Origin of the sequence: Rhodobacter aestuarii (assembly GCF_900156655.1) — a bacterium.
GTDB classification, from domain to species: Bacteria; Pseudomonadota; Alphaproteobacteria; order Rhodobacterales; family Rhodobacteraceae; genus Rhodobacter; species Rhodobacter aestuarii.
Window position 1 is genome coordinate 220,056 of sequence record NZ_FTOG01000006.1, and the last position, 12,394, is coordinate 232,449.

At 62.2% G+C, this 12,394-nt stretch carries 14 protein-coding genes and 2 other RNA genes; 11 read left to right on the plus strand and 5 right to left on the minus strand.

Annotated features, from left to right (window positions below):
* Positions 1 to 46: 46 nt before the first annotated feature.
* The 5 genes from rnpB to gatC all read right to left on the minus strand — a co-directional run bounded on the left by rnpB (position 47) and on the right by gatC (position 3,630).
* Positions 47 to 445, minus strand: an RNA gene (gene rnpB / locus BW967_RS10285) — RNase P RNA component class A.
* A gap of 53 nt (positions 446 to 498) precedes the next feature.
* A complete protein-coding gene (locus BW967_RS10290) occupies positions 499 to 1,188 on the minus strand; it encodes an N-acetylmuramoyl-L-alanine amidase (protein WP_076484978.1) in 690 nt (229 codons plus the stop codon).
* Positions 1,185 to 1,856 carry a hypothetical protein gene (locus BW967_RS10295; protein WP_076484979.1) on the minus strand — a complete coding sequence of 224 codons (672 nt, stop codon included), beginning with the start codon at positions 1,854 to 1,856 and terminating at the stop codon, positions 1,185 to 1,187. Before BW967_RS10295 ends, BW967_RS10290 begins: the two co-directional genes overlap by 4 nt.
* Positions 1,857 to 1,867: 11 nt before the next feature.
* Positions 1,868 to 3,346: an Asp-tRNA(Asn)/Glu-tRNA(Gln) amidotransferase subunit GatA gene (gatA, locus tag BW967_RS10300; RefSeq protein WP_076484980.1), complete on the minus strand. Its 1,479-nt coding sequence runs from the start codon at positions 3,344 to 3,346 to the stop codon at positions 1,868 to 1,870.
* Positions 3,343 to 3,630 (minus strand): Asp-tRNA(Asn)/Glu-tRNA(Gln) amidotransferase subunit GatC, encoded by a 288-nt coding sequence (gene gatC / locus BW967_RS10305; RefSeq protein WP_076484981.1) that lies wholly within the window; start codon positions 3,628 to 3,630, stop codon positions 3,343 to 3,345. Before gatC ends, gatA begins: the two co-directional genes overlap by 4 nt.
* A gap of 167 nt (positions 3,631 to 3,797) precedes the next feature.
* Here gatC and BW967_RS10310 point away from each other — a divergent pair, with 167 nt between their 5' ends.
* From BW967_RS10310 to BW967_RS10365, 11 genes are all read left to right on the plus strand, one after another.
* Complete coding sequence (locus BW967_RS10310) at positions 3,798 to 4,490, plus strand: metal-dependent hydrolase (RefSeq protein ID WP_076484982.1); 693 nt, start codon at positions 3,798 to 3,800, stop codon at positions 4,488 to 4,490.
* Positions 4,491 to 4,534: 44 nt separating this feature from the next.
* An RNA gene (gene ffs / locus BW967_RS10315) (signal recognition particle sRNA small type) lies at positions 4,535 to 4,631 on the plus strand.
* A 130-nt stretch (positions 4,632 to 4,761) separates the two neighbouring features.
* Entirely contained in the window at positions 4,762 to 5,709 is a 948-nt protein-coding gene (locus BW967_RS10320; protein ID WP_076484983.1) for an alpha/beta hydrolase, read from the plus strand.
* A gap of 496 nt (positions 5,710 to 6,205) precedes the next feature.
* Complete coding sequence (locus BW967_RS10330) at positions 6,206 to 7,978, plus strand: DNA polymerase III subunit gamma/tau (RefSeq protein WP_076484985.1); 1,773 nt, start codon at positions 6,206 to 6,208, stop codon at positions 7,976 to 7,978.
* 16 nt (positions 7,979 to 7,994) lie between these two features.
* Positions 7,995 to 8,339 (plus strand): YbaB/EbfC family nucleoid-associated protein, encoded by a 345-nt coding sequence (locus BW967_RS10335; RefSeq protein ID WP_076484986.1) that lies wholly within the window; start codon positions 7,995 to 7,997, stop codon positions 8,337 to 8,339.
* Between the two features lies 1 nt (position 8,340).
* Positions 8,341 to 8,952, plus strand: a complete 612-nt coding sequence (recR, locus tag BW967_RS10340; protein WP_076484987.1) for a recombination mediator RecR — start codon at positions 8,341 to 8,343, stop codon at positions 8,950 to 8,952.
* Complete coding sequence (locus BW967_RS10345; protein WP_076484988.1) at positions 8,952 to 9,290, plus strand: TfoX/Sxy family protein; 339 nt, start codon at positions 8,952 to 8,954, stop codon at positions 9,288 to 9,290. Before recR ends, BW967_RS10345 begins: the two co-directional genes overlap by 1 nt.
* A gap of 73 nt (positions 9,291 to 9,363) precedes the next feature.
* The gene (fzlA, locus tag BW967_RS10350) at positions 9,364 to 10,029 is read left to right on the plus strand and encodes an FtsZ-binding protein FzlA (RefSeq protein WP_076485054.1); all 666 of its coding nucleotides are present in this window, start codon (positions 9,364 to 9,366) and stop codon (positions 10,027 to 10,029) included.
* Between the two features lie 33 nt (positions 10,030 to 10,062).
* Positions 10,063 to 11,100 (plus strand): tRNA epoxyqueuosine(34) reductase QueG, encoded by a 1,038-nt coding sequence (gene queG, locus BW967_RS10355; RefSeq protein WP_076484989.1) that lies wholly within the window; start codon positions 10,063 to 10,065, stop codon positions 11,098 to 11,100.
* Positions 11,101 to 11,137: 37 nt separating this feature from the next.
* Positions 11,138 to 12,091 (plus strand): DMT family transporter, encoded by a 954-nt coding sequence (locus tag BW967_RS10360; protein WP_076484990.1) that lies wholly within the window; start codon positions 11,138 to 11,140, stop codon positions 12,089 to 12,091.
* Positions 12,092 to 12,190: 99 nt separating this feature from the next.
* Positions 12,191 to 12,385 carry a hypothetical protein gene (locus BW967_RS10365; RefSeq protein WP_076484991.1) on the plus strand — a complete coding sequence of 65 codons (195 nt, stop codon included), beginning with the start codon at positions 12,191 to 12,193 and terminating at the stop codon, positions 12,383 to 12,385.
* Positions 12,386 to 12,394: the final 9 nt, after the last annotated feature.

The window sequence follows — 12,394 nt, forward strand, 5'->3', positions numbered from 1 at the left end:
GCGCCCTTCAAGGGTGGGAACCGTCAAGCCCGATCACGAAGCAGATATGCGCGGAGAACCTGTAAGCCGGATTTTGTCCGGGGTTGCCCCCTGGATGACCATTCCTCTGGGGCTGCGGTCGCCCACAGCCTCTAGCCGCCAACCCGGACCACTCGGGGCGAAGCTCCCCTGCCAAGCTTGCGCTGGCGCGTGGTCCCTATTCGGCGTTGCTCCCGGTGGGGCTTGCCGTGCCGTTCCTGTTACCAGGCCCGCGGTGGGCTCTTACCCCACCGTTTCACCCTTACCCCCGCAAGCGAGGGCGGTCTGTTCTCTGTGGCGCTTTCCCTAGGGTTGCCCCCGCCGGGCGTTACCCGGCACCGTTGCTTCATGGAGTCCGGACTTTCCTCGACCGCCCAGCTATCCGCGAAACGGAGCTATGGGCCGCCGCGGTCATCCAGTCCTCCGCGCGCGCCTGCCTTACGCCGCGAAGGGCGCAAAGGTCAATGGGCGTAAAAGTGCCTAGCTAGAGCGCCAAGAGCCGCCATCAGCCCCAAAGCGTAAGCCCAGATCGGTGATCAGTGCCATATCGGTGGCATCGAGCGGGCCAGTGTGGCGAGGCCGGAACCGCAGCCGAAATGCGGCGAGCAGCACCTCGAAGGGGGCTTCCGGGTAGCCAAAGGTTTCCGCCATCGCCATGAAGCCCGCCTCGGCCACGGGCGGGGCCATGCCACCGGCCTCTGGCATAACGGCCAGCCCTTGGCGCGCAAGCCTTGCCCAATCAAAGCGCGGGCCGGGGTCAATCTTGCGGCCCGGCGCCATATCGGAATGGGCAATCACTGCCTCGGGCACAATCGCCCAGCGCGCCATGATCCCTTCGATCAAACGCTCCAAGGCCGCCATCTGCGGCTCGGGAAAGGGCGCATCGCCAGTATTGGCCAGTTCAATGCCGATCGAACGGGAGTTCACATCCTCCCGCCCCGCCCAAGCACCCGCACCCGCGTGCCAAGCGCGCATCGCTTCGGGCACCAAAGCCTCAACCGTGCCATCTTCGGCAATCAGCCAATGGGCGGAAACTTCTGCCGCAGGGTCGCACAGCCGCGCACGCGCCGCCGCCGCGCTTCCCATGCCGGTATAGTGCAAAACGATCAGTTCAGGCTGCGCGCCCCCGCGCCGCTCGGAATAGTTGGGCGAAGCGGGGGATGTTGTCACTGACGCGCCGCCTGAAACGGACGCGGGTCCCAACCGCAGGCAAACCCATCACCGTCAGGGTCCAGGTTGCCCGGGTCTTTTTGCGGGCCGCCACGCTCCAGAAACGCCATCTGCGCCAGATCGGGCGAGACATATTTCGCGCAGGCGCGCTCGGTCTTGATCAGCTTGAAGCCGCCCCGCTTGTAAACAGGCTGCCCCGGCGCGTTCGTTGCCGAAAGCGCATAGGCGGCAAGGTTCGGTCCTGTCGCCCCGCGCGTCACCACCGGATTGGCCGCAGGGGCCATGGCATCAAGCGGTGCCCCGGCGTCTTGCGCCGCGGGCGCGGCCGGAGCCTCGGTGGCGGAGGTGGCCCGCAGCGCGGCCAAAGTATCGGCCCCAATCGTGCCATCCGAGGCCGTCGTCGCCATTGGGGCCGAAGCCTCCGCCTGCCCCGCCGCAGAGGTGACAGGCGTTGCCCCATAGCCTGTGGTGCCATAGGCCCCACCCGGTGCCACAGCTTGCGCCGGGGCCGGGGCGGCCGCTGCAGGCTGGCCCCGCAATTCCGCCTCGCGTTGGTGCAAATAGGTCTGATAGTCACCAAAGCCTACACCCGCCGCCGAATTTGGCACCGGAGGATCGCAGGCGGCCAAAGCCAAAACCGGAACAGAAAACACCAATAGCTTGCGCATTGCGCGGCTCCTTACCACCACTTCTCGGGCTTCGCGGTGAAACCTGCTGCTTTCTCAAGCACCAAGGCTTGATTGAGCAGATCGCCTTCCCCCCACGGGCGGCCAATGAGTTGAAGCCCCATCGGCAGGCCCTTGGCATCCAGCCCCACCGGCACCGAAATGCCCGGCAGACCCGCCAAGTTCACCGTCACGGTGAAGACGTCGTTGAGATACATCTCGACAGGATCGGCGTCTTTCATCTCACCAAGACCAAAGGCCGATGAGGGCGTTGCGGGCGTCAAGATCGCGTCGATGCCCGCCTCAAAGGCGAGATCAAAGTCGCGCTTAATCAGCGCCCGCACGCGCCGCGCGCGGTTGTAATAGGCATCATAGAAGCCCGCCGACAGCACATAGGTGCCAATCATCACCCGGCGCTGCACCTCAGGGCCAAAGCCCTCGGCGCGGGTTTTTTCATACATATCGACGATGCCCTCGCCCGCCCCCAGATGGGCGCGGTGCCCGTAGCGCACGCCATCATAGCGCGCGAGGTTGGACGAGGCTTCCGCCGGCGCAATCACGTAATAAGCCGGCAGCGCGTATTTGGTGTGCGGCAACGAGATATCGACGATCTCGGCCCCGGCATCGCGCAGCATCGCCGCGCCATCGTTCCAGAGTTTCTCGATCTCGGCGGGCATCCCGTCCATGCGGTATTCTTTCGGAATACCGATTTTCTTGCCGCGAATATCGCCCGTCAGCGCCGCTTCGAAATCCGGCACCGGGAAATCGACACAGGTCGAGTCCTTGGCGTCATTCGAGGCCATCGTGCCAAGCATGATCGCCGCATCGCGCACCGATTTGGTCATCGGGCCAGCTTGGTCGAGCGAAGAAGCAAAGGCCACCACGCCCCAACGGCTCACGCGGCCATAGGTCGGCTTGATGCCCACAATGCCGGTGAAGGCCGCGGGCTGGCGGATCGAGCCACCCGTATCGGTGCCGGTTGCGCCAAGGCAAAGGTCAGCGGCCACAGCCGCCGCAGAACCGCCAGACGAGCCGCCGGGCGTCAGTTGACGGTCATCGACCTTCCACGGGTTCACAACCGGGCCGTAGCAGGCGGTCTCGTTGCTGGAGCCCATGGCGAATTCGTCCATGGAGAGCTTGCCCAGCATCACCGCGCCCGCATCCCAGAGGTTTTGAGTCACGGTGGATTCGTATTCCGGCTTGAAGCCCTCAAGAATGCGCGAGGCCGCCTGAGATGCCACACCTTTGGTGCAGAACAGGTCTTTGATGCCGAGCGGAATGCCGCACATCGCAGGCGCATCACCGCCCGCAATCCGCGCATCGGCGGCTTTCGCCTGTTCCAGCGCGATCTCGGGCGTTTTGGCGCAATAGGCGTTGAGCGCATCCGCGCCCTCAATCGCCGAAAGGCAGCTTTCGGTCAGCTCGACCGAGGTGAACTCGCCCGCTTTCAGCCCGTCACGGGCGGCGGCAATGGTTAGTTTGTTCAGGCTCATTCCACCACCTTCGGCACGGCAAAGAAGCCCTCGCGGGCATCGGGGGCATTGGCGAGAATTTTCTCAGGATAGCTGCCGTCGGTCACTTCATCGACGCGGCGCTTGAGCCGCATCGGCGTGACGGAGGTCATCGGCTCGATGCCCTCCACATCCACCTCATTCAATTGTTCCATGAAGGTCAGGATGCCCGAGAGTTGCTCGGCCAGTTTCGGCAGGTCGTCTTCGGCCACGCGGATGCGCGCCAGATGCGCCACCTTGCGGGCGGTATCAATGTCGATGGACATGGGTGGGTGTCTCCGCTTGTCTGGATGCGGGTTTAGCGTCCGGGGCGGAGGCTTTCAAGCACAGCGTCCTTAACTGGCCCCTGTGACGCCTGTGCGCCTTCCCTTGTCACATATCCACGCTAGCTTTCCGGGCAGTAGATTCGTTGAAGCAACAGAAAGAGGATGACATGAACCTGATTTGGCTAGGCCATTCCGGCTTTCGTCTTGAAATTGAAAACGCCGTAATCCTGATTGACCCTTGGCTGACGGGCAACCCGGTGTTCCCAGCCGAAAAACGCGCCGAAGCGCTGGCCGGGGCCACGCATATTCTGCTCACCCACGGCCATGGCGACCATTCCGCCGATACGCTGGCCTTGGCGAAAGAACTCAATGTGCCGATCGTCGGCATTTACGACATCGTGAGCCATTGGGAAGCGCATGACGGCATTGACGGCATTGGCTTCAACAAAGGCGGCACCGTTGATTTGGGCGGCGCGAAGGTGACGATGGTGCCTGCGATGCACTCTTCGTCAATCAGCGGGCCGACCGGGCCGATTTATGCGGGCGCTGAGTCGGGCTATATGATCGCGGGCGAAGGCCAAACGATCTACCTTTCGGGCGACACCTGCATCAGCTCAGAAATGCAGTGGATGGGCGAGTATTTCCAACCCGATATCGGCATTCTTGCTGCCGGTGGCCATTTCACCATGGATATGCGCGCCGCTGCTTGGGCAGCGAAGAAATACTTCAATTTCAAGACCGTGATCCCGTGCCATTACCGCACCTTCCCGCTGCTGGAACAATCAGCGGCGGCACTGGTGGAAGGGCTACCGGATGTGCAGGTGATTGAGCCGCAGGTGATGGAAGCGATCAGCCTGTGATCCAAGGGTTGCAAGGGAGCGGCGTGACGACTATATGACGCCGCGAGAGGTTGGCGCGGGCGAGCGCCTCGCCAACCCGGTCAGGTCCGGAAGGAAGCAGCCGCAACGAGCCCCGCTTGGGTCGCTGTCCAGCCTCTCACCCTCCCATCGCATTTCGACTTCGGCTTGAAAGCCTTGGCGTTGGCCATAGCGCATCAGAAAACGCGACGCTTGTCTCGTGCCATTCCCGCCGATAGATATTCTTTAGACGCTTTCAGACCGTCTCACGGAAATGGCATTTGCTTGGGGCGGTTCGATGGGCGCTGCGCAACGAAACATCAGCGCGGAGAAACTCGCCTATCTGAAGCGCATGAAGGCTTTTCAGCGCGAATTGGAGGCGCTTCAACCGCTCTTCGAGGTCGAGACTGCCATCTATGCAGAACAGCCCTGCGTAACCGGGCCGCTCCCCCTCGCTGTTGACCTTTACCGCCCGGAAACAGGCCGCGATTGGCCCGTGGTGATCTGGCTGCATGCGGGCGGCTTCATCGCAGGATCGCGCGAAAAAAAGCTCCATAGTGTCATTGCCGGGCATTTCGTGCGCCACGGCTACGCCGTCGCCATCCCCGATTATCGGCTACACCGTCAGCGCCCCCTTCTCAAAAAGCCAATGCGGCGGCTCATGCGTGACCTCGTGGCCGAGGCCGCTGCGACAGAAGACCCGATGCAACGAATCTTCCAGCGTGATCGCGCCTTGGCCGTGGTCGAAGATTGCGGAGCATTACTCCGCTGGCTTGAAAAAGAGGGGCCTTCCCGAGGCTTGGGCAAGGAAATCATTTGGGCCGGGTCATCGGCCGGAGCGATTTCCGCGCTTAATGCCCTCTATCTGCTGCCACAATTGCGGATTGAGCCCTTCAACGTGCGCTCTGCGATGATCAGTTCAGGCGGCTTTGCCTATGGCCGCTTTGCAAAACCGGGAACCGCGCCGGTGCTGGCATTGCATGGCCCTGAGGACAGCCGCGTGCCAATCGGCTCGATCCGCGCGCTCAAAGCGCGTTTAGGCAACGAAATCACGCTGATTGAAAGCGACACTTTGCTACACGGGGAAATCGGGTTCACGCCCGATGAGGCGCTTGGCGTTGCGGTCGACAGGCTTGTGACGTTTGACCAAGCCGCAGCCAAGCAATTCTCCTTCACGCGCGTTCCGGAAGCTGGCGTTACAAAGAACACGCGCCAAGATTGATGCGGCGCCGAGCAAGACCCGAAGCACCTTCCAAACCGCGACAATCTGCCTAAGTTGCACCTTCGCGCGGGCAGGCGTTTGGTACCCGCATCTGCACCGCGTATGCCCCGCACTGTGCAGACTTTCTTATCTGCACTCAAGGAGGCACTCAATGAAGACGATCTCTCTCACCGCTGCGGCGGTCCTTTTGGCGTTGCTTGGCGCACAAAGCGCCGTTGCGAAAGATTGCCGCGCTTACGGCGTATGCGAACAAGAGTGTTTGGGCGGATCTTCCGCGACGGCGAGCAGCGCAGCAAAGCAAAGCTGCAAAGCGCGCTGCATGGCCGCCAGAAAAGGCTGCGCTACGATTGACCAGTAAGACAAGCTGGCTCGGACCAATTTTCCCGAGCCTTACTTCCGCCTAAACACGCGCCGCGCGCATAGCGCGGCGCCCCACGGCATCGGTTTGACTTGGCCCACCGCCTCGCTAGACTGCGCGAGCAATTCAGGAGCGCCCATGACCGACGCCGAAAGCCCCGCGCAAAACCCCTCGGGCTATCAGGTTCTTGCCCGCAAGTACCGCCCCGCCACCTTTGCCGATTTGATCGGGCAGGAGGCGATGGTGCGCACGCTGAAAAACGCCTTTGCGGCAAGCCGGATCGCTCAAGCCTTCATCATGACGGGGATTCGCGGCACCGGCAAAACCACCACCGCGCGGATCATCGCCAAGGGCCTTAACTGCATCGGCCCCGATGGGAACGGCGGACCAACGACCGAGCCCTGCCTTGAATGCGAACACTGCAAGGCCATTGCCGAAGGTCGGCACGTGGATGTGCTGGAAATGGACGCCGCCTCGCGCACCGGGGTGGGCGACATTCGCGAGATCATTGAAAGCGTGAACTACCGGGCCGCCTCCGCGCGCTACAAAGTCTATATCATCGACGAAGTGCATATGCTTTCGACCTCGGCCTTCAACGCGCTTTTGAAAACGCTCGAAGAACCGCCGGCGCATGTGAAGTTTATTTTCGCCACCACCGAGATTCGCAAAGTGCCGGTGACGGTGCTCAGCCGCTGCCAGCGCTTCGATTTGCGCCGCATCGAGCCTGAGGTGATGATTGCGCATTTGCAAAAGGTGGCCGGGCTGGAAAATGCGCAGATCGCCGAAGATGCTCTGGCGCTGATTACCCGCGCGGCTGAAGGCTCGGTTCGCGATGCGATGTCTTTGCTCGATCAGGCGATTTCCCACGGCGCGGGCGAAACCACCGCCGATCAGGTGCGTGCGATGCTGGGGCTGGCCGATCGCGCCCGTGTGCTGGACCTGTTCGACCACATCCTGAAGGGCGATGCCGCCGCCGCGCTGACCGAACTTGGCGCGCAATATAGTGACGGCGCGGACCCGATGGCGGTTCTGCGCGATCTCGCGGAAATCACCCATTGGGTTTCGGTGATCAAAATCACCCCCGAAGCGGCAGACGACCCGACCGTGCCGCCCGAGGAACGCACGCGCGGGCAAGCGATTGCCGCGGCGATCCCGATGCGGGTGCTCAGCCGGTTTTGGCAGATGCTATTGAAAGCGATTGAAGAGGTGGCGGGCGCACCAAACGCGATGATGGCCGCGGAAATGGCGCTCATTCGGCTCACCCATGTGGCCGACCTGCCCGACCCGGAAACGCTGATGCGCAAGGTGATGGGTGGCCCCGGTGCTGCGGGCGGCGCGGGCCCTGCACAAGGCGGTGGCGGGGGCGGTGGTGGCCCGCGCGCCGAAGCCACAACCCGGCATATGCTGGGCGGGCGGCCTTTGCATATGTCTGGCTCGGCGGCGCTGGCCGTGCAGCCTGCAGCCTCGGCCTTGGCGCGATATGCCAAGTTTGAAGATGTGGTCGAACTGATCGCCAAAATGCGCGACGGGCTTTTACGGCACCAAGTGGAGCGCGGCGTGCGGCTGGTAAGCTACGCCCCCGGCCGGATTGAGTTTGAGCTTGCCCCCGATGCGCCGCGCGACTTGGCGCAGACACTTGCGCAACGGCTGCAAGGCTGGACCGGCGCGCGTTGGGGCGTTTCGGTTGTGTCCGAAGGGGGCCAGCCAACGCTCTTTGAGCGTGAAAATGCCGCGAAACTGGCTGCGGAAGCCGAGGCGCGGGCCGAAAACGCGGTTGTGCAGGCGATCTTTGCCGCCTTCCCGCAAGCCGCGTTTGAACAGATCACCCTCGCCGCAGAGCTAGAGGCTGAACAAGCCGCCGAAGCGCTGCCAGAGGTGGAAGACGAATGGGATCCTTTCGAGGACAACTAACATTGAGGAGAAAGTAATGCTGAAGGGTTTGGGCCAGTTGGGTGACATGGCCAAAATGATGAAAGCCGCCAAGGAAATGCAGGAGCGGATGCTGCAACTGCAAGACGAGCTTGGCCGGATGATCGTGGAAGGCGAGGCCGGTGGCGGTTTGGTCAAGGCGCGCGTCACCGCCAAGGGCGAGTTGACCGGGCTTGAAATTGATCCGTCGATCTTTGTGCCTTCGGAAAAGGAAGTGGTCGAAGATCTGATCATCGCCGCCGTGAAAGACGCGCAAGCCCGCGCGCAAGACAAAGCCGGTGAAGAACAGCGCAAGCTGATGGGCGATCTGGGCCTGCCCGCTGATATGAACTTCCCGGGCTAAGATGAGCCTGGGGGCTGGCGGGGGCCGCGACGAGATCGAGGCGCTGATCGCGCTGATGGCGCGGCTGCCGGGGCTTGGCCCCCGCTCTGCGCGGCGTGCCGTCTTGCATTTGCTGCGCCGCCGGGAGGGACAGATGGCCCCTTTGGCGGCGGCGCTGGCCCGCGTCGCCGAAACCGCGCGCGATTGCCCGGTTTGCGGCAATATCGCCGTGGGCGGCACTTGCGAGATTTGCGAAAACCCCGCCCGCGCCACTGGCGAGATTTGCGTTGTGGAAGATGTGGCCGACCTTTGGGCCATGGAGCGCGGTGGCGCGTTCAAAGGCCGCTATCATGTTTTGGGCGGCACGCTTTCCGCGCTGGATGCCGTGGGGCCGGAAGAACTGGGCATTCCACGATTGGTCGAGCGGGTGCAAGCGGAGCATGTGACCGAGGTGATCTTGGCGCTCAATGCCACGGTCGAAGGCCAAACCACCGCGCATTATATTGCCGAAGCGCTGGAGCGCACCGGGGCCAGTGTGACCTCGCTGGCGCAAGGCGTGCCGATTGGCGGCGAGCTGGACTATCTTGATGATGGCACAATTTCTGCGGCGCTGCGCGCCCGACGGGCTTTGTGATGGCCACAAGCGCTGAAACCATCTCTTTCTTTCTGGAGCAGCTTGAGGGGCGTGGCGTGACCGCGCGCAAGATGTTTGGCGAATATGGGGTCTATGCGGGCGGCAAGATGGTCGCGCTCATTTGCGATGACACGCTCTTTGTGAAGCAATTGCCCGAGGCGGCCGCCTATTTGGGCGCGCCCGAAGAAGCCCCGCCCTACAAAGGGGCGAAGCCACATTTCCGGATCAGCGCCGATCAATGGGAAGATGGCGATTGGCTTTGGGGGCTGATTTCATTGATGGAAACCCATCTCCCCATGCCCAAGCCAAAGGCGCGCAAACCCAAAAGGGAGGGTTAACCCCTTCTCAAGAAGCATTGATCCACCTCGCCCCCCTCGGTATCAGGGGGAAAAGCTGTTTTGGATGTTGCAGATGAACCGCCTTTATCACGTTGCCCTTTCGCCCTTTTGCCGCAAGGTCCGCCTGACTTTGGCGGAAAAGAAGATCGAAGTGGAACTGGTCGAAGAGCGTTACTGGGAGAAAAGCACCGAATTCACGCGCCGCAACCCCGCAGGCAAGGTGCCCGTGCTGCGCTATGACAATCGGCTGTTCTCCGAAAGTCAGGCGATCTGCGAATACATTGACGAGATCGTACCCGACCCGCAGTTGATGCCGCGCGACCCCGAGGCGCGCTATGAGGTGCGCCGCCTCTGCGCGTGGTTTGATGACAAGTTCAACAGCGAAGTCACCACCAAGGTGATGGGCGAGCGCGTTTGGAAGAAGGTGCAGAAAAAAGGCTACCCCGACAGCAAGACGATCAAGGAAGGCTTGGCGGCGATCAAGTTCCACATTGATTACATGGGCTGGCTTTTAGATCAGCGCCGTTGGCTGGCGGGGGATGTGATGACCTTGGCCGATTTTTCCGCTGCCGCGCATATGAGTTGCCTCGATTACATCTCGGATGTGGATTGGCATCGCTCGGAAGTGGTCAAGCAATGGTATGCGAAAATCAAATCGCGCCCGGCCTTCCGCTCGCTTTTGGCAGACCAATTGCCGGGCATGCCCCCCTCGCCGCAATATGCGGAACTGGATTTTTAAGCGCATCAGCGGCACGGCACAGCGGAGGCGCACCTGCAAGATCTGAAGACACGGCTGGTAGAGCGCGCCCTTTTTGAGGGTTTTGCCAAGGCGCGCATCACCCGGCCCGATGCGGTGCCGCATTTGCCAGAGGCGCTTACCGGGTTCGTCGAGGCCGGGCACCACGGGCAAATGCGCTGGATGGAAGAGCGGATGCATTGGCGCGCCGATCCGGCCGCTCTTTGGCCCGAAGCGCGCTCTGTCATTATGCTGGCGGAAAGCTATAGCCCCGAGACAGACCCGCGCGCCGCGACCAAGGTAAAAGACGGCGGCGCGATTTCCGTCTATGCGCAGGGCAAGGATTACCATGACCTTGTGAAACGCCGCCTAAAACGGTTGGGGCGTTGGCTGATTGAGCAAGAGCCTTGCGAGATCAAGGTTTTCGTCGACACCGCCCCGGTGATGGAAAAACCGCTGGCGCAGGCGGCGGGTTTGGGCTGGCAGGGCAAACATACCAACCTTTTGGCGCGCGATCTGGGCAATTGGGTGTTTTTAGGCGCGCTCTTCACCACGCTTGAGTTGCCACCCGACGCGCCCGAGGTCAGCCATTGCGGATCTTGCACCGCCTGTTTGGACGCCTGCCCCACCGGGGCCTTTCCCGCGCCCTATCAGATCGACGCGCGGCGCTGCATTTCTTATCTGACCATCGAACATCATGGACCGGTTGCCCCGGACCTACGCCCGCTGATGGGCAACCGCATTTATGGCTGTGATGATTGCCTCGCCGCCTGTCCATGGAACAAATTCGCCGTTGCCGCGCAGGATATCGGCTATGCGCATCGCCACGGCACGCCGCCGCTGGCGGAGCTTCTCGCCCTTGACGACGCCGCCTTCCGCGCACGCTTTGCGGGCAGCCCGATCAAGCGGATCGGTCGCAACCGAATGGTCCGCAATGCGCTTTATGCGGCGGGCAATTCTGGCTTGGCAGCGCTTCTACCCCCGGTGCAGGCCCTTCTGGACGACCCGGACCCAACCGTGGCAGAGGCCGCGCGCTGGGCGCATGGCTGCCTTGCGGGCAAAACGCCGCAATAGCCCTTTCCCCCGGCGCGCGGATCGCTAGGTTTGCGCCATGCGCCCAACCGCCCCTTCCAGCCCGGCCCCGATGCCGAGCCCCGTCACCGGTATTGCCCTCAAGGTTCTGTCGGTTCTCTTTTTTATTGCGATGGCGAGCCTTGTGAAAGCGGTCGCCCCGCATGTGCCGCCCGGCGAAACGGTCTTCTTCCGCTCGCTTTTCGCGCTGCCAGTGATTTTGGCGTGGCTGATCTGGCGGCGTGAATTGCGCGTGGGGTTCAAGGTCAAAAGCCCGATGGGCCATGTTTGGCGCGGCGTCGCGGGCACCACGGCGATGGGGCTCAACTTTGCCGCCATTGCACTGCTACCGCTGCCCGAGGTCACCGCGCTTGGCTACACCGCGCCCCTTTTGGTGGTGATCTTTGCGGCGATGTTTTTGGGCGAGAACGTGCGCGCCTATCGGCTTTCGGCGGTCAGCCTTGGGTTGGTAGGTGTGCTGATCGTGCTCTGGCCTCGTTTGGGCGGTGTGAGCGGCGATAACCCGGTAGAGGCTTTGGGCGCAGTGCTTGCCGTAATGGGGGCGACCTTTGCCGCGCTGGCGCAAGTGTTCATCCGCAAAATGGTCGCCACCGAGCGCACCTCGGCAATTGTGTTTTGGTTCACCATCACCTCGGCGGGGCTGTCGTTGATTAGCTTGCCCTTTGGCTGGGTGATGCCCGGCCCACGCGAAGCGATTTTGCTGATTTCTTGCGGGCTTTTGGGGGGCTTGGGGCAGATCTTCCTGACCTCGTCTTACCGCTTCGCCGATGCCTCGATCGTCGCGCCATTTGACTATGTCTCGATGCTGTTTGCGCTGGGGATCGGCTATTGGTTCTTTGACGAAGTGCCCACGCTTTGGATGCTGGGCGGCGCGGGCCTGATCATTTTCGCGGGCGTAATGATCATCTGGCGCGAACATCGGCTGGGGCTGGAGCGCAAGCGGGCGCGTAAAGCGGTCACGCCGCAGGGCTGAGTCGTCTCGCAACGATTTGTCGGCCCAATATGACCCAGAGCAATGACGTAGGTCCGATTCGGTGCTAATCTGTCAAAGATGAAGCTGAAGGAGGCAGACATGACCCGTCACATCATCGACCATGCCGAGCCAAAGGCTGAAGGCACCCGCACCGCCCAATATGTGGATATGGACCGCAAAGCAGGCGTGCATCCCGCCGTGGAAGAACTGAGCCAACGCCCGGAAGATCGTTCCGGCGCGAAAGTGCGGGAATTTGTGCGCATCGCGCGCGAAGAAGCCAAGGCGGAAGACTGATCCGACCCA